The sequence below is a fragment of the Micromonospora sp. NPDC048839 genome (assembly GCF_040649915.1).
GTDB lineage: Bacteria > Actinomycetota > Actinomycetes > Mycobacteriales > Micromonosporaceae > Micromonospora.
Map to the genome: position 1 here is coordinate 360987 of NZ_JBEZGL010000005.1, position 16898 is coordinate 377884.

The following is a 16898-nucleotide window of genomic DNA, read 5'->3' on the forward strand; positions in this document are numbered from 1 at the left end:
GCACGGGGAGGTCAGCCCCTCGGGCTGTCCCGGGGCAGCCGTCAGCTCCGGGTCCAGCGCAGGTCGTTCGTTCCGGCGCCGCAGTCGCGCTGTTCGATGAGCGCGCCGTCCGCGGTGCTCTGGTCGACCGCGCCCAGGCACAGTCGGCTGTGCGCGTTGACCAGGTGGCGGTCCGCGTCGAGGGTGAACTGCTGCGCCGGTGTCGTGTTACAGGTGGTGAGCTGGATTGCCGCACCGGCGTCGCTGGAGGCGCCGAGCACGTCCAGGCACCGCCCACCGAGCCGCACGCTGCCGTCCGGTCCCGTGGTCCAGAGCTGGTTGGCGGCGCGGTCGTCGCGGCAGTCCCGGAGTCGGAGCCGGACCGGATCGGGCGACTGCGGCGTCGCGATGTCCAGGCAGCGCTTACTGGCCGTCCCGACGAACCGGTAGCCCGACCGGGCCGGTGACGTGCTCGGCCTCGGTGATCCGCTGGTCGGAGGTGTGCCGGTCGGTGGGGTGCCGAGGGCTGCCGACGCCGGCCGGAACCCCGAGGTGACCTTCCGGAACGCGTCGACACCCCAGGCGGTCTCGGGCGTGAACCAGGCGAGGCTGTAGCCCTGACGCTCCGCCGTCCGGAAGGTCCGCTGACGGGCGTGCATCGCCGTGCCACCGTCGCCGGTGTAGAGCCACTCCAGGTCCGCGGCCCTGACCTGGTAGTTGACGGCGAGCAGCTCGACCTGGCGATAGTCGCGATACCGCTCGCTGACGGCCGAGCCGTCCAACTCGGCCAGCGGGTCGGCGCGTGGCGTGTCGGTCTGGCTGACCACGAGCATCCGTTCGCCGTCCGGCTCGTGGAACTCGACCCGCTGACCCCGCCGGACGACCTGCCAGTCACGCGGCGCCGGCACCACGAAGCCACTGCCGTCCCGGTAGACCGACCAGGCGATCGGCCCGGCAGCGGCAACGCTCGGTGGGCCGCCGGGCGTCGGCGTCGTACCCGGCGCGGCCGCACCCACCAGCTCGGCGGCGCCGCCGCTCGGACGCGGCGCGGGTCGGGTGGCCAGCGGAATGCCGATCCCCAGGCCGAGCGCCAGCGCGACCGCGACCCCACCGAGCAGCCAGGTCCGCCGGCGGCGGCCCGGCGCGGGGCCGTCACCGTCCAACCGGGAGGCAGGCCCCGTCGGGGGTACGTCGCCGGCCACCACCGCCAGGGCGGGGGTCCCCGGTGGACGCGTTCCCGCCGTGGGCAGCGCGGTGCCGTCGAGGGCCGCGCGCAGCAGCCGCTCGGCGGTGTCGGCGTCCATCCGTTCGGCCGGGTCCTTGCGCAGCAGGCCGGCCAACACCGGGGCGAGCGGTCCCGCGTTCCGCGCGGTGGGTGGTGGTTCGGTGACCAGGGCGGTGAGGCTCATCAGACTGGACGGCCGGGCGTACGGCGACTGACCCTCGACCGCCGCGTACAGGGTCGCGCCGAGTGACCAGAAGTCCCCCTCGGGGTCGACGGTGCCGCGCATGGCCCGCTCCGGAGAGACGTACGCGGGCGAGCCGAGCACCACACCGCTGAGCGTCAGGTTCACGTCCTCGACGGCGGTGGCCAGGCCGAAGTCGGTGAGCACGATCCGACCGTCCGCGCCGACGAGGATGTTCGCGGGTTTGACGTCGCGGTGCACGATGCCGGCGCGGTGGGCGGCGCGGAGCGCGCCGAGCACGGCCAGCCCGATGGCGGCCGCCCGCACCGGTGGGATCGGACCGTCGGTGGTGATGGCGTCGTGCAGTGACCGGGACGGCACGTACTCCATCACGATCTGCGGATCACCGTCGGCGCCCACCAGCACGTCGAAGACCCGGACGACGTTGACGTGGTCGAGCTGCGCGATCGCCCGAGCCTCCCGAAGCGACCGGATCCGCAATTCCTGACGCGCCTCATTGGTCAGCCCGGGCGGTGGAACGATTTCCTTGATGGCGACGTCCCGCTGCAGCATTCGGTCGCGGGCTTTCCACACTCGGCCCATTCCACCCTGGCCGAGGAGCTCCACGACGTCATACCGATCGGTAACAAGAAGCGGCAACATCTGCGACACGCGGAGAGGCTACCTGGCACACCGTGCGAACAATTTTCGGGCAGTCGGAACGGCCGCTTACGTGATCCGTCTCTTTACCGCCGGGAATCGGTCCTTTGTACACGGTGACTCCGTTTCCCGCGACCGCCGCCGCGGCGGAGTCAGCCGATGTCCGCCAGTCGGGACACCACCTCGTCGCCGAGCCGCTCGGCGAACTCGACCGGGTGCCGATCGGGGGTCACCTGCACCTCGCGCACACCGAGCGCGGCGTAGTCGGACACCTCGGCGAGGAACGCGTCGGTGTCGTCCAGCGGCGACCGGGAGGCGACCACCGTCTTCTCGATGGTGTCGTAGTCGCGACCCTCGGCGGCGCAGTGCCCGCGCAGCACGTCCAGCTTGCGCGCCACGTCGTCGGCGCCCGCACGGCCGAACAGGTTGCAGGCGTCGGCATAGCGCGCCACCAGCAGCAGCGTCTTCTTCTCGCCCCCGCCACCGATCATGATGGGCGGGTGCGGGCGGCGCAGCGGCTGCGGCGAGTTGATGGTCTCGGCGAGCTGGTAGTGGCGTCCGTCGAACGGGCCGTCGTCGGCACTCCACATCTGCAGGCAGATGCGCAGCGTCTCCTCCAGCCGCTCGAACCGCTCGGCCACCGGGACCACCGGCACGCCCAGCCCGAGCTGCTCCCGCTCGTACCAGGAGGCGCCGATGCCGAGGCGGGCCCGGCCGCCGGAGAGCACGTCGAGGGTCGTCACGGTCTTGGCCAGCAACCCCGGGTACCGGTACATCACACCGGTGACCAGCACGCCCAACGTCATCCGCTGGGTCTTCGCCGCGACGAAGCCCAGCGTGGTGTACGCCTCCAGCATCGGCTCCTCGGCGGCGAACACCGCGTCCATCTGGAAGAAGTGGTCCATCACCGTGAACGACGCGACGCCGGCCTGCTCGGCGGTGGTGGCCGCCTGCGCCAGGGTGGGCGCGATCGCGGCCGGGTCGGCCGGGGTCGAGTAGTTCCAGTAGTGCAGCCCGAGCTTCATGTTCGGCACCTCCGCACCGAGCCTAGGGGACGTCTCGCGACCTGTCTCGTGGGCTGGTCGCGTCCATTACCGGTTCATGACAATTCGTGGACCACGCGCGGATATCCGGCTGGCAGCTTCTGCTGAGTGATCCAACAGTTGTCTCCCACCGAGTCCCAGCCCGCCGAAACGCAGCCGGGGGCGACGCGCGTCCGGTTTCGCCACCGATACTGGACCGGGACCGTCTCCACCGGCCGGCAGACACACCGGGCGCAGTGGGCCGACGCGGCGAAGGGCGTCTGCATCATCCTCGTCGTGCTGTGGCACGTCGTGGTGAAGGACTACCTGCAGATCGACTGGCACGTCGGCGTACCGGTGCCGGGCCTGTGGGGAACGCTCGGTGAGCAGTTCCTGCCGCTACGGATGCCGCTGTTCTTCACGATCTCGGGCGTCTTCGCGGCGAACGCCGCGCAGCGGCCGTGGCGGGTCGTCGCCCGCAGCCGGATCGGCGGGTTCCTCTACCTGTACGTCGTGTGGCTGCTGATCCACACCGCGGTCCTCGCCGCCGCCCCACAACTGCCGACCGACCGCGCCACCTCCGTCCTCGGCCTGTTGGAGCAGCTCACCATCACGCCATCCAACCTCTGGTACCTGTACGCGCTGGCGCTGTACTTCACCCTCGCCAAGGCCACCCGCCGGGTGCCCCGGGCGCTGGTCCTCGTACCCGCCGCGGCGCTGTCCGCGATCGCCGCCGCCGGCCTGCTCGACACCCCGGGCAACCGGGCCGGCCTCTACCAGAACCTGGTCTTCTTCCTCGCCGGACTGTCCCTGCGACCGCAGATCGAGCGGTGGGCGGACACCGCCAGCGGACGCCGCCTCGTGCTGACCTCGGGCGCCTACGCGCTCGCGCTCGCCGCGATGGCGGCGGCCGGCGCCCAGCAGTGGTTCGGCGTATGGACGGCGGTGTCCGTGCTGGCAGTGATCTTCGGCATAACCGCCGCTGCCCGGCTGGCCCGGTGGTCGGCGCTCAGCAGTCCGCTGGCTAGGCTCGGCCGCATCACACTGCCGATCTACGTCATTCACATGCCGGTCCTGGCCCTGCTGCACCGGCTGCTGCTCGTACCGGTTTCCGGGCTGGACCGGTCCGCCCAGGGCCTGATCGTGCTCGGTTATCCGATTCTGCTGAGCGGGCTGGTGATCGTTCTGAGCCTGGCCGTCCACCGCGGGCTGTTGGCGGTGCGCGCACGTTGGCTGTTCGCGCTCCCCGGCCCCCGCCGGGTGGAGGCGACCGGATGAGCGCCCTGGCCGAGGCGGTGGTCGACCTCGGGGCGGTCGCCGACAACGTGCGCGCCATCACGTCGCTCACCGGCACCGACCTGATGGCCGTGGTGAAGGCGGACGGGTTCGGCCACGGCGCGGTGCAGGTGGCCCGTGCCGCGCTGCGCGCCGGCGCCCGCTGGCTCGGGGTGACCTCGGCGGCCGAGGCGCTGGCCCTGCGTACGGCGGGTGTGACCGCCCCCACGCTGAGCTGGCTGCACCGGCCCAACGACGACTTCGGGTCGTTGATCACGGCGGGCGTCGACATCGGGGTGTCCACCACGACGCACCTGCACGCCGTCGTCGACGCGGTCCACCTGCTCGGCGTACCGGCGATGGTGCAGCTCAAGGCGGACACCGGTCTGTCCCGCAACGGGGCCGCCGGGGACGACTGGCCGGAGTTGGTGGGTTGGGCCCGCAAGTACGAGCGGGAGGGCGCGGTCCGGGTGCGCGGGGTGTGGTCCCACCTCGTCGACGCGGACCTGCCGGGCGCTCCCGAGCTGAATCGGCAGGTGGCGACCTTCGAGGAGGCGTTGCGGGTGACCCGCGCCGCCGGCCTCGACCCGGACCTGGTCCATCTGGCCAACTCGGCGGCCGCGCTGTCCGCACCGCGGACACGCTACGACCTCTGCCGGATCGGGATCGCGCTGTACGGCGTGGACCCGTTCGGGGCGAGCGGTCCGGGCGAGTTCGGGCTGACGGCGGCGATGACGTTGCGCACGAGTGTGGTCAACGTCAAGCGGGTGTCCGCCGGCACGAGCGTCTCCTACGGTCCCGACCACGTCACCGCCGCGCCGACCACGCTGGCGCTGCTGCCGCTCGGCTACGCCGACGGGTTGCCCCGCGCCACCGGCGGTCGCGCGGAGGTGTGGCTCGGCGGCCGACGCTGCCCCATCGTCGGGCGCGTCGCCATGGACCAGTGCGTGGTAGACGCCGGGGACCTTCCGGTGGCGATCGGCGACCCGGTCGTGGTCTTCGGCCCCGCCGAGGGTGACCAGGCCCCACCGACTGTCGTCGAGTGGGCCCGCTGGGCCGACACCAACCCGCACGAGATCTTGACCGGGATCGGGCCGCGGGTGGCCCGTGACCATCTCCACGAAAGGGCACGGAATTCATGACGACCCGACTGGCAGTGCTGTACGGCGGGCAGAGCGGCGAGCACGAGGTGTCCTGCCGCTCGGCGGAGAGCATCCTCGCCAACCTGGACCGGGAGCGGTACGAGGTCACCGAGGTGCTCATCGACCGTGCCGGCGGGTGGCACGTCGGCGGTCGCCCGACGACACTGCCCCAGGCGCTGCGGGTGCTGCGTACCCAGGATGTGGTGTTCCCGGCCCTGCACGGCCCGTACGGCGAGGACGGCACGGTGGCGTCGCTGCTGGAGTGGCTCGGCGTGCCGTACGTCGGAAACGGTGTCTTCGCCAGCGCCGCCGGCATGGACAAGGGGGTCACCAAGCGACTCCTCGCGGCGGAGGGCCTGCGGGTCAGCCCGGGGGTGACCCTGCGTCCCGGCGAGGAGTTGTCGCCCACCGACCGGCAACGGCTGGACCTGCCGGTCTTCGTCAAGCCGGCCCGGGCCGGTTCCAGCCTCGGCGTGGTGAAGGTGGACGAGTGGGCCGGTGTGCCCGCCGCGCTGGAGCAGGCCCGTGCGGTCGACCCGAAGGTGCTTGTCGAGCAGGGGGCGCGCGGGCGGGAGATCGACGTGGCGGTCCTCCAGCACCCGGACGGGCGGGTGCAGGCCGGCCCGCCGCTGGAGATCCGGGTGACCGGTCCCGGCTTCTTCGACTACGACGCGAAGTACGACGGCGGGGCGGCGTTCCAGATCCCCGCCCCGCTCGACGCGGAGACCACCGAGGTGCTCCAGGACCGGGCGATCCGCGCCTTCCGCGCCCTGGACTGCCGTGGCCTGCTCCGGGTCGACTTCTTCCTGCCCGCCGAGGGGTCACCCGAGCCCATCGTGAACGAGGTCAACACGTTCCCCGGTTTCACCGCCGCGTCGCAGTTCCCGCAGATCTGGGCGCAGGCCGGTCTCGGGTTCGCCGCGCTTATCGACATCCTGATCGCCGGCGCGCTCGTCGATGAGGACCGGGGTCACCAATCCGGGCTGCCCCGGCATGCGCGACCCGTCGACCTGGCGCGCAGCGGCGGTCGGCACGCGGTCAGCTGAGCGGGCACGGCCGGGGTGGCCGGGCGCCGTCGGACCCGACGATGGTGACCGCTGTGGAATTCTCCGCCAGGCCAGACTGGGCCGCGGCGTCGGCCACCGTACAGATGATCTGGTCGGCCGCCCTCGACGACAGCGACCGCGCCGCGGCAGTCGTCCGTACCGTGAGGTCGTCGGACCGGTTGGCCCCGGACGTCAGCGTGACCGGGTCGAGCCCGGCCGGCACCTCGCTGGTGAGGCCCTGCTTGCGTTCGTTCTCGTCCGGACCGGCCGCGAGCAGGGCGAGCGCGTTGGCGGGCGAGGCGTCCGCCGACGCCGGGCGGAGGACCAGCACGAGTTCACCCTCCGCGAGCAGGTAGAGCCCGACGCCCCGGGAGGGTCCGCTGACCGCGGGCCGGCCGGTGATGACCTCACTGGGCCGTACCCCGCAGCCGCCGGTGGCGAGCAGCGTGAGCAGGACGCCACCGGCGAGCAGCGCGCGCCTGGTCACCGGGCACCTCCGGCGTCCGCCGGGTCGCGGGGCAGGCGGAGGGTGAACACCGCTCCGCCACCGGGGGCGTTGCCCGCGACGAGGCTTCCCCGCCGGTCGCCGTGGTGGTGCAGGCGGGCGTTCTCCCAGGAGATGGCGAGGCCGAGGCCGCTGCCCTCGGAGCGGGTCCGGGCGGTGTCGGCCTTGTAGAAGCGGTCGAACACCTGCGGCAGGACCGCCGGGTCCAACCCCGGCCCCTGGTCGGCGACCTCGATGGTCACCCAGTCCGCGTCCGCGCGCAGGCGTACCGACACCGGCTCGGCGCCGTGCCGGAAGGCGTTGCCGACCAGGTTGGCGACGATGACGTCGAGCCGGCGGGGATCCAGCCGGGCCACCACTCCGGGTGGCAGTTCGGCGCGTACCCGGTCGAGCCAACCCCGGATCCGAAGGGTCGCGGTCACCGCCGCGGCCACGTCCACGTCGTCCAGGGCGAGCCGTGCGGTGCCGGAGTCGAACCTACTGACCTCGATGAGGTCGTTGACCAGCTGGGTGAGGTTCTGCGTCTCCCGGCTGACCAGCCGCGCGGCCCGGCCAGCGTCGCCGGGCAGGTGCTCCGCCTCCTCGTCGAGCACGTCGGTGACCGCCGTCATCGCCGCCAGTGGCGTACGCAGTTCGTGCGAGACGTCGGCCACGAAGCGGCGGGCGTCGGACTCCATCCGCCGTAGCTCCCCGACCTGCCGTTCCAGCGTGCCGGCGGTGTCGTTGAAGGTCCGCGCCACATCGGCCAGTTCGTCGGCGCCCCGGACGGTCAGCCGGGTGCTCAGGTCGCCCTCGCCGAGGCGGCGTGCCGCCCGGCCCAGGTCGCGGACGGGTCGCAGCACACCCCGGGCGGCGAGCAGGGCCAGCAGGACGGCGAGGATCAGGGACAGCCCGCCGGTCTGCCACGCCCGGGTGGCGAGCCGGTCGATGCTCTGCTGCTCGGGCACGAGGTTGCGCACCGAGTAGACCTCCAGCCCGGACGGCCGGGACGTGCCGTCGGACACCTCGAGCGTCAGCTGGGTGCCGATGAGCAGCCAGGGTTGTCCGTCGCGCGCGATCCGCTGCCAGGCGATCCGCCCGTCGCCGACCTCCCGGCGCAGCTCGGGGGTGAGCGGGTCGGCGATCTCCGCACCGCCCGACGACCGCATGTCCCGGTAGACGACCACCGCGAAGCCCTGCCGGTCGGAGAGCCGCTGGGCCAGCAGGTCGAGGTCGGCCTGGGTCGGTGGGAGCTGGACGATCGGGTACACCTTGGTGAGTTGGTCGGTCAACGACATCACGGCGGCGTCCTGCGCCTGTTGCAGGATGACCGTCCGGGCCTGGACGTAGCTGCCACTGGCCACGGCCGCCGTCGTGGTCACGCCCAGCAGCGCGAAGGTCAGCAGCAGCCGGACCCGCAGGCCCAGGACCCGGGCACTGGCCCAGCGGGTCACAGCGGCCCGAAACGGTAGCCGAAGCCACGCACGGTCTGGATGAAGACCGGCGCCGACGAGTCGATCTCGATCTTGGCGCGCAGCCGCTGGACGCACGCGTCCACGAGTCGCGAGTCCCCGAGATACCCGTGCTCCCACACGGCCTCCAGCAGTTGCTGACGGCTGAGCACCTGGCCCGGGGTGTGCGAGAGTTCGAGCAGCAGGCGCAGCTCGGTCGGCGCCAGGCCGACCGGCGTCCCGTCCTTGCTGACCACGAGCGCGGCCCGGTCGATGGTCAGCGGGCCGTACTGTTCCACAGCGGCGCGCTCGCCGGCGGGACGCCGCGACTCGCCACCGGTGCGTCGGAGCACCGCGCGGATGCGCGCCTCGAGCACCCGGGCCTGCACGGGCTTGACCACGTAGTCGTCCGCGCCGGCCTCCAGGCCCGCCACCACGTCCATGTCGTCGTTGCGGGCGGTGAGCATGATGATCGGCAGGTCACCGAGCTGCCGAATCCGGCGACACACCTCGAACCCGTCCATCCCGGGCAGCATGAGGTCGAGGACCACCACGTCGGACGAGGTCGTACGCAGCCGGTCCAGTCCCTGCTCACCGGTCCCGACGGCGTGCACGGTGTGGCCCTGTCGGGTGAGCGCCAACTGCAGCCCGTCGCGCACCGTCTGGTGGTCTTCGATCAGCAGCACCTGCGACATGTCGTCAAGTATCCCATCATGAGATCTTTTGAGATCCGGTCGATGACCGCGACCGCGCGGGAGGCGGACCCGCGAAGTCGGCCGTCCGCACCAGGAACACCACCGAACCCACCAGGACCATCGTCACCGCGCCGACCCCCACGATGGCGACGAGCGCCCCGCGCTGCACCGCCGCGGCCAGCCCGGGCACGACCACCACCAGCGCCCACACCAGCGCGACCAGGCCGGCCGTCGCCGCAGCCAGGCCGCGCCACCGGCCACCGCCCTCCGGTCGACCGTCCGCGCCCTGGTCACCGCCCCAGGCCACCAGCGCCGCCGCGGCGAGGCAGAACAACGCCACCCCCAGCAGTACGCCGCCGAGCGCGTCACTGAACCGGTGCCAGCCCGCGATCATCGTGGCCGAGGCGATGACCGCCACACCGGCCGCGCCCGGCACCACCAGCCACCGCCGGGCCCAACCGGGCAGGACCAGCATGAACGCCAGCAGCAGCGCCGTCGCCGCCGCGACGTGGCCGCTGGGGAAACTGTTGTGGGTGGTCGAACTCTCGATCTGGAGATCCGGGCGGGGAAGCGCCGACTTCACCACGCCGGCCACCACCACCGCGCACACGACCAGGCCCACGCCGACCACGCCCGCCGCCAGCCGTCGGCGGAGCGCACCCACCACCAGCACCGCGCCGAGCAGGGCGGCGAGGAGTGTCGGGCTGCCGAAGGCGGCCAGGACGCCCTTGGCCGGACCCACCAGGACGGTCTGCTGCTCGTACCCGCCGCCCCGCTCGGCGCGCGGCAGGAGCGCGCCGTCCCACCACTGACCGGGGTACGTGCGCACGAAGACGGCCGCCGTGAGGGTCAGGGCGAGCAGGCCGCACAGCGACGCCGCGAGCAGCCGGAGACCCAGCGGCACCACCGCGCGGGCGTGTGGCAGCGGGCGCGCCGGCTGCGGGCCGGGCGTCGACCGCCCGACGGGGTACGACGATCCGATGGACATGGCCACCATGCTCGCCCGGGCAGGTCCGTACGCCGTACGCGGAATGTCTTGGTTCTGTCACAACCGCTGTCGGACCGTCGAAGGCCCGGCTGGCGCCCCGGTGACGTGGTCAAATTCATCTGCTTACATGCGACGATGTTTTACCCGCCCGAGATCAGCCGCCACTAGGGTCAGGGCGCCGATCGATGTGTGCGTCGACGGTGCGCAAAATCCATCCGGAGTGAGTTGGGGAACCGGAAGGGGTTGGGGGAATGCAGCAAATTCCAGTCGCCAGCCTGGTCATCGGCATCGCGTCGTCACCGGCCGAACGCCGACAGCTGGCCCGACTACTCGGCGGGAGCGACGCCTTCCTGATCGTCTCGACAGTCGACCAGGCGCGGGAGTTCCTCGGGGTGATCGAGACGCCTCCCCTTCCGGCTCCCCCGGTCACGGGCGTGCTCGCCGAGGGGGCGCCGAGCCCACCGCCACCGCCACCGGAGCTGACCGTCGACTCCGACCGGCGGGTGCTGCGGTGGCGCGACCAGGAGATCGACCTGACCCGTCTGGAGCACGACGTCCTGCTCTGCCTGGTGCACGTGCCCGGGCAGATCTGGACCTACGAGCGCCTGCACCTTGAGGTCTGGGGCAACCGGCACCTCGGGCGCGGCTCCGACATGCACTCGGTGGTCCGCCGGGTACGCGGCAAGCTCGCCCGGCTGAACGCCGCCGCGACGATCCACTCGGTACGCGGGGTCGGCTTCCGGCTCGTCCCGGTCTGATCCGCCGGACCCGGTCCGGCCCGCCTGGTCTGCAGACCAGGCGGGCCGGACGTCGTCGCTACCGCTGGGGTGTCAGCACCGGATCGGCGCCAACCCGAAGTTCTCCACCGTGGGAGTGGCGACGTTGATCTTCGTCTGACGGGTCTGCGGCTTCCAGCCGTCCTTGGCGACGATCATCGTGATCGGGTTGTTGCGGCGGTCCACCCAGTAGGCGTACCTGCCCTCGGCGTCGGTCGCGAAGGTCCACGACGACGCCCACGAGTCGACCTGCACGACCGCGCCGGTGAGCGGCGAGGTCGCACCCTGGCAGCTGGTGCCGGTGACCGTACCCATGAGCTTGCCCCACGTCTTCGGGGGGTTCACGGTCATGGTCACCGCGACCGGCGCGACCGAGTACGGCGTGTTCTCCGCGATCGCGACTGCACCGGAGTAGGTACCCGGCTGGTCCACGTTCGCCGTCATCGTGACGGTGACCGTGACCTTCGCACCCGGCGCGAGGGTGGCCGCCGACTTGTCGATCGCCATCCAGCTGACATCGGCCGCCGACTCGGCGCAGCCCTCGAAGCCGGGCAGCACCTCGCTGTCCGGGGCCGCGTCGAAGCTGCCGGACGAACCGCCGATCTTGTAGAAGCCACACGCCGCCCCGCCGCGGTAACGCGGGGTGTTGGCGTTCGGCAGGTTCGACCACGAACCGGCGCCCGGGTCGAAGGCGAAGCCCGCGTTGCTGATGGCCCCACCCTGCGAGCCACCGACGACGAGGAGCTTGCCGTTGGCGACGGCGTACGAGCTGGCCCAGTTGTCGCTCGGTGCGTCCGCGATCGTGGACCAGGTGTTGGCACCCGGGTCGTAGGCGTAGCTGGACTTCTGCGCGGCGGCCCCGTCGTTGCCGCCGGTGCAGTAGATCATGCCGTCGATGCCGCCGCAGGAGGCGAAGGCCACCGACTTCGGGTAGTTGGCAAGCGTCGTCCAGGTGTCACTGCCCGGGTCGTACCGGACGACACTGTTCGACATCGGCGTGCAGCCGGCGGTGGTACAGCCGCCGATGGCGTACAGCTTGCCGTCGACGACGGCCTGACCGGCCGCCGATCGCGGCGCCGGGTTGTCGGCCAGCTCCGTCCAGGTGTTGGCCCCCGGGTCGTACGACCAGGTGGCGGAGTCCGGCCCCGAGTCACCCCAGCCGCCGGTGACGATGATCTTCCCCTCCACGACGCCCGCCGTCAGGGCGTTGCGGGCACCGGGAAGGTCGGCGATCGCCGTCCAGGTCTGCGCGACCGGGTCGTAGGCGTAGTTCTTCGTGGTGGAGGCGCTCCCGTCGCCACCACCGAGCGAGTAGACCTTGCCGCCCAGGTTGACCACCCGGTTGTCCATGATGGTGGACGGGTAGTCGGCGATGTCGGTCCACGGCGCCGCTTGCGCGCCGACTCCGGCGGTGGCCGCCTTGGCCTGCTTGCCGGACGCCTTCGCGGCGAAGGACGTCGCGGCGGTGATCCGCTGCTCCGGCGCACCGGAGCCACCGAGCACCTGCTGGCGGGTGACCGTGGACCCGTCCGCCCGGAGGAGTTCGAATCCGTTGTCCCGCTCGGCGAACTTGACCTCGACCGGCGCGCCACCGGTGTTGGTCACCGTGAACGTCTTGCTGGCCTTGCCGTTGGGCATCTGGAGCGTGGCGCTCAGCTGCGTCGGCGTCACCGACAGCCGACCGGCCGCGAGCTGGAAGTTCGCGACGGTCGCCCAGTCGGCCTCCACGTCGACCTGCTTGGTCTGGCTGACGTAGTTGCCGGCGCTCGCGGTGAACGGGTGCGTGCCGGTGAGCGTCGAGTAGATCCAGTAGAAGCCGTCGGCCAACTCCGGGTCGTCCGGGGTCGCCACGGTGACCGCCTTCTCGGCGGGCTTGTCCTTGCTGGTGACGGTCGCGCCGTTGACGTAGCTGTTGTCGTTCTTGTCGCGGACGTTGCCGACGACCAACCCGCCGTCGACCGGCACGCAGGTGATCTCGCTGCCGATCAGGACGTTGTCGACCTCCCACCACCACTCGTAGCTCGCGTCGTAGTAGTGGAACCGGACCTGCACCTGCGCCTGACCGGCCGCCTGCGGGATCGCGATCTCGGTCACCTTCGGGCCCCGGACGTCGGTCTCCTGGCGGAGCACGTTGGTCCAGGTGGCACCACCGTCGATGCTCAGATCCACGTCGGCGGTGTCGTCGTTGAGCTGGTTGAAGTCCTGGTTGAATCGGATGACCGGGGCCGTGACGCCGGTCAGGTCGACCACCGGGCTGACCAGGGAGGTGTCCTGGCTGGTGCCCGCACCGTAGTTGTCACTGTCGATCATCGCGAAGTTGCCGCTGCCGCCGGTCAGGTTGCCCCGGTCGCCCTCGTCGGTGAACGTCCAGACCTGGCCGCTGCCCGCGTTGTCCACGACCGTCCAGCCGGGCGGCGCGGTCGTGCCGTCGAAGGACTCGTACTCACCGTCGGAGCCGAACGTGTAGCCGGGCGCGGTGGTGCAGGTGGTGGTGTCCACCGGCACCGCGACGTTGGCGGTGGTGTTGCCCGAACCGACCACGACCTGCTTGGTGACGGTCTGGTAACCCGGGTACTGCGACTCGTACGTCAGGGTGTAGGTCTGCCCGGCCGGCAGCTTGAGGCTGTATCGGCCGTTCGACGGCGTGGTGTAGTCGTAGACACCGGCCACCCCGGTCACGGTCACCTTCGCGTACAACGGCCAGCCGTGGCCGGAGCCGTCGGTGACCGCCCCGGTGACGTTCACGCTCGGCACCGGCGTCAGCGCGACGTCGAGCGTGGTGGTCGTTGCCTTGGTGACCGTCGCCGACTTCGTGGTGCTGGCGTAGCCGAAGGCCGCAACGGCGACCTGGTAGTCGCCGGTGGGGAGTTGGGTCGAGTAGGTGCCGTTGGCGCCGGTGGTCACCTCACGCGCGGTGGGGCCGGTGAGCGTCAGGGTCGCGCCGGCGATCGGGGCGCCGGTCGCCGCGTCGGTGACCGTGCCGGCCAGGGTGCCGATGTCGCCGGTCGGCGCGGCGGTGAGCAACGCGAGGGCGTCCAGCCGGCCTTCGCCGTAGACGTTGTTGTCGGCCGTGGTGCCGCCGCACTGGGCGTCGGCCTTGTCGATCGCGGTGCCGTTGAGCAGCGCACGGGTCGCGTCGACGTCACCGATGAGCGACGGGGCCGCCGAGTACAGCAGCGCGATCGCACCCGCGAGGTGCGGTGCGGCCATCGAGGTGCCGCTGGCGCTGCCGTAGGCGTTGCCCGGGATGCTCGACCGGACGTTCACGCCGGGGGCGGAGATGTTGGGCTTGATCTCGCCGTTCTGCCCGGCACCGCGGGCGGAGAAGCCGGCGATGTTGTTGTTGGCGTCGTACGCGCCGGTGGAGTAGTTGCTGGCGAGGCTGCCGGGTGAGCCGCTGGTCTGGCATGCCGGCCCGCTGTTGCCGTTGGACCAGACGCCGAAGATCCCGGACGCGGCCCAGGCGTCCGTCACGTCCTCCATGAAGGGCTCGTTGGACGGGTCCCGGGTGCCCCACGAGTTGTTGATGACGTTCGGTCGCTTGCTCGCGTCCGCGTTCTGGCCGTTGAGGTCGAGCGGTTCGAGCATCCACTGTCCGGACTCGATCAGAGCGGCGTCGGTGGGGCAGCAACCGTTCGCCGCGATCCACTTGACCCCGGGGGCGACACCGATCTGGTTCGCGCCGTCGGAGCCGGCCATGGTGCCCATCGTGTGCGTACCGTGGCCGTCGTCGTCGCACGGGCCGGTCGCGCAGGCGTCGGCGGCGTCGAACCAGTTGTAGTTGTGGTCGAACGTCCCGTCGCCGTTGTTGCCGCGGTAGGAGTTCACGAGCGCCGGGTGGTCGAACTGCACCCCGCTGTCGATGCTCGCGATGGTGATGCCCTCGCCCTTGACGCCGAACTGGGACCAGACGTCGTCGGCGTTGATGTTGGCGATGCCCCACTCCAGGGCGTTCACGGTCTTCTCGTCGGTGCCCTTGATCGTCTCGGGCAGCTTGTAGGCGACCGGGGCGTAGAGGCCCTCGACCTCGGCGTGGCCGGCGAACTTCTGCGCCATCGCGAGGGAGCCGCTGTTCACCTTGATCGCGTTGGTGACCCAGAAGGTCTGGTACTTCGCGCCCGCGCTGTCGAGATTGGCCCGGATCTTGCCCTGGCTCGCCGCGGCGGTCTTGCGCAGAGCGTCCGCGACCGCCGTGCCGCGCTTCGACCAGTCCTTGATGGCGCTGGCCTTGCTCAGGTCCGCCCGGTCCTTGAACCGGATCCAGAAGTCCCCTTCACTCTTGGCCTGGAGCTGCTTCGCGAGCTCCGGTCGGATCTTGTCTCCCGCCCCCATCGCGCCGCCCGGCGCGGCCTGCGCGCCGGATCCGATGGTGACCAAGCAGGTTGCGGCGAGGATCGTCGCCGCCCCGGCGCTGACCAGTGATCTGGCCGCGCGCCCCCATTGTGGACGTCTGAACATTGGTGCTGCCTCCCTCAGAACGACCCAGGGTGTCAATGGGCCATGGTGAGGGTGCGGGAGGATCGTCTCGGCGGGCCGAGCGATCGAACCCCCATGCCTCCCCATGCACCGCGCGGGTCACGCCGGTTGCCCGACTGGACACTATGATCGAGATGAACGGGCGATCAAGAACTTGCCGTGAGCAACTTGTCGCTAAGAGTTGCCCTGCTGGCGACGCGCTTGCCAATCATTGTCAGGACCATGACGATAGCTGGGCAGGGATGCCCATCGATCCCGGGCGGTGCTGTGGCCGAGGACGACGACGAGGCGACGTGGAATCGGGGTGATCCGGCCGACGAGCCGTTCCCGCTGCTGATCGCGGTGACCTCGTCCCCGGCCGAACGGATCCGGCTCGCGGAACGCCTCGACGGCATCGCGCCACTGCTGCTGGTGGCCGACCTCGACGAGCTACGCCGACTGATCGCCGTGCCACAGCAGCCGGCGAGCACGACGCCCGCCCCTGCGACCGGAGCCAACTCCGCCCTGGTGATCGACTCCGCCCGGTCCGTCGCCCGCTACCGGGACCGCGAGGTCGACCTCACCCGGCTGGAGCACGACCTGCTGATCTGCCTGACCACCGAGCCCGTCCGGGTCTGGAGCTACGCCGACCTGCACCGGTCGGTCTGGCGGGACGAGGGACGAGAGCGCAAGGCGGACGTGCAGTCCCTGGTGAAGCGGCTGCGGCGCAAGCTGCTCGAACTCGACACCGGAGCCAGCATCGAAGCGGTACGAGGCGTCGGGTTGCGGCTGACCGATCGTCGGCATCCGCGCATCGAAAGAGCGTGACGCCTGCCTGATGTGGGCAGGCGGCGGGTGTGCGGCCGGACACGTCGTCGCATGATCCGGCGCGAACGGGGTACGACACCAAGATCAGCAACGACAAGGCGACGAAGAACGCTGGTAAGGAGAGTCAGAATGGCATTCCCGAACCCCTCGACGGTGTCCATCGGCCTCACCTCGGCCGCGCACGTCGGGATCGCGGTGAGTGACCTTGACCGCTCGGTCGCGTTCTACCAGGCCCTGCTCGGCGCGGAGCCGGTCGTACGGGACGAGAGCATGCACGGAGCCGGATTCGCGCAGGCACAGGGGCTGCCGACCACGAAGCTGCGGTACGCCACGTTCAACCTCGACAACCTCGGGATCGACCTGATCCAGTTCCAGGAGCCGGTCGGCGACGCCGCCCAGGTCGCCGCCAACCGGCCCGGCTCGATGCACCTGTGCTTCCACGTCGACGACGTGCGGTCGGTCTTCGACCGGATGAGCGCGGCCGGGATCGAGTTCCTCGGGCAGCCGTACACCTTCGCCGACGGCGAGGTGAACCCGCCGGCCGCCGTCGGCACGGAGGTCGCCTACTTCAACGACCCCGACGGCACCAACCTCGAAATCATCGCCCCCAAGGGCGGGTTCTCCCGCGAGTGATGTCGACGTGGGGTGCGGACCGGTTCGCGGTCCGCACCCCACGTCGCTCTCGCCAGCC

At 71.3% G+C, this 16898-nt stretch carries 13 protein-coding genes; 6 read left to right on the top strand and 7 right to left on the bottom strand.

What is annotated here, in order from left to right:
- Window positions 1-41 precede the first annotated feature (41 nt).
- A complete protein-coding gene (locus tag AB0C25_RS12880; RefSeq protein WP_357372752.1) occupies window positions 42-2048 on the bottom strand; it encodes a serine/threonine protein kinase in 2007 nt (668 codons plus the stop codon).
- A gap of 149 nt (window positions 2049-2197) precedes the next feature.
- The gene (locus AB0C25_RS12885) at window positions 2198-3070 is read right to left on the bottom strand and encodes an LLM class F420-dependent oxidoreductase (RefSeq protein WP_357372603.1); all 873 of its coding nucleotides are present in this window, start codon (window positions 3068-3070) and stop codon (window positions 2198-2200) included.
- 126 nt (window positions 3071-3196) lie between these two features.
- Here AB0C25_RS12885 and AB0C25_RS12890 point away from each other — a divergent pair, with 126 nt between their 5' ends.
- Genes AB0C25_RS12890 through AB0C25_RS12900 form a run of 3 tightly spaced genes read left to right on the top strand, consistent with a single transcriptional unit; the run spans window position 3197 to window position 6530 of the window.
- A complete protein-coding gene (locus tag AB0C25_RS12890; RefSeq protein ID WP_357372605.1) occupies window positions 3197-4345 on the top strand; it encodes an acyltransferase in 1149 nt (382 codons plus the stop codon).
- Window positions 4342-5484, top strand: a complete 1143-nt coding sequence (gene alr / locus AB0C25_RS12895; RefSeq protein ID WP_357372607.1) for an alanine racemase — start codon at window positions 4342-4344, stop codon at window positions 5482-5484. The genes AB0C25_RS12890 and alr overlap by 4 nt, the downstream gene beginning before the upstream one ends.
- Window positions 5481-6530 (top strand): D-alanine--D-alanine ligase family protein, encoded by a 1050-nt coding sequence (locus AB0C25_RS12900; protein ID WP_357372609.1) that lies wholly within the window; start codon window positions 5481-5483, stop codon window positions 6528-6530. Before alr ends, AB0C25_RS12900 begins: the two co-directional genes overlap by 4 nt.
- Here AB0C25_RS12900 and AB0C25_RS12905 read toward each other — a convergent pair.
- The 4 genes from AB0C25_RS12905 to AB0C25_RS12920 are packed head-to-tail and all read right to left on the bottom strand — an operon-like array spanning window position 6523 to window position 10148.
- Window positions 6523-7017, bottom strand: a complete 495-nt coding sequence (locus AB0C25_RS12905; RefSeq protein ID WP_357372611.1) for a hypothetical protein — start codon at window positions 7015-7017, stop codon at window positions 6523-6525. The two genes, AB0C25_RS12900 and AB0C25_RS12905, sit on opposite strands and share 8 nt — an antisense overlap.
- Window positions 7014-8468: a HAMP domain-containing sensor histidine kinase gene (locus tag AB0C25_RS12910; RefSeq protein WP_357372613.1), complete on the bottom strand. Its 1455-nt coding sequence runs from the start codon at window positions 8466-8468 to the stop codon at window positions 7014-7016. Before AB0C25_RS12910 ends, AB0C25_RS12905 begins: the two co-directional genes overlap by 4 nt.
- Window positions 8465-9160, bottom strand: a complete 696-nt coding sequence (locus AB0C25_RS12915) for a response regulator transcription factor (protein WP_357372615.1) — start codon at window positions 9158-9160, stop codon at window positions 8465-8467. Before AB0C25_RS12915 ends, AB0C25_RS12910 begins: the two co-directional genes overlap by 4 nt.
- A 16-nt stretch (window positions 9161-9176) precedes the next feature.
- Complete coding sequence (locus AB0C25_RS12920) at window positions 9177-10148, bottom strand: phosphatase PAP2 family protein (RefSeq protein WP_357372617.1); 972 nt, start codon at window positions 10146-10148, stop codon at window positions 9177-9179.
- Window positions 10149-10399: 251 nt separating this feature from the next.
- Between AB0C25_RS12920 and AB0C25_RS12925 the strand changes: the two genes are divergently transcribed.
- Window positions 10400-10906 (top strand): winged helix-turn-helix domain-containing protein, encoded by a 507-nt coding sequence (locus tag AB0C25_RS12925; RefSeq protein ID WP_357372619.1) that lies wholly within the window; start codon window positions 10400-10402, stop codon window positions 10904-10906.
- 72 nt (window positions 10907-10978) lie between these two features.
- Here AB0C25_RS12925 and AB0C25_RS12930 read toward each other — a convergent pair whose 3' ends face one another.
- Complete coding sequence (locus AB0C25_RS12930) at window positions 10979-15382, bottom strand: S8 family serine peptidase (protein ID WP_357372621.1); 4404 nt, start codon at window positions 15380-15382, stop codon at window positions 10979-10981.
- A 240-nt stretch (window positions 15383-15622) separates the two neighbouring features.
- On the opposite strand from AB0C25_RS12930, the gene AB0C25_RS12935 reads away from it, so the two are divergent.
- The gene (locus tag AB0C25_RS12935) at window positions 15623-16207 is read left to right on the top strand and encodes a winged helix-turn-helix domain-containing protein (protein ID WP_357372623.1); all 585 of its coding nucleotides are present in this window, start codon (window positions 15623-15625) and stop codon (window positions 16205-16207) included.
- Window positions 16208-16336: 129 nt separating this feature from the next.
- The gene (locus AB0C25_RS12940; RefSeq protein ID WP_357372625.1) at window positions 16337-16840 is read left to right on the top strand and encodes a VOC family protein; all 504 of its coding nucleotides are present in this window, start codon (window positions 16337-16339) and stop codon (window positions 16838-16840) included.
- Window positions 16841-16898 lie beyond the last annotated feature (58 nt).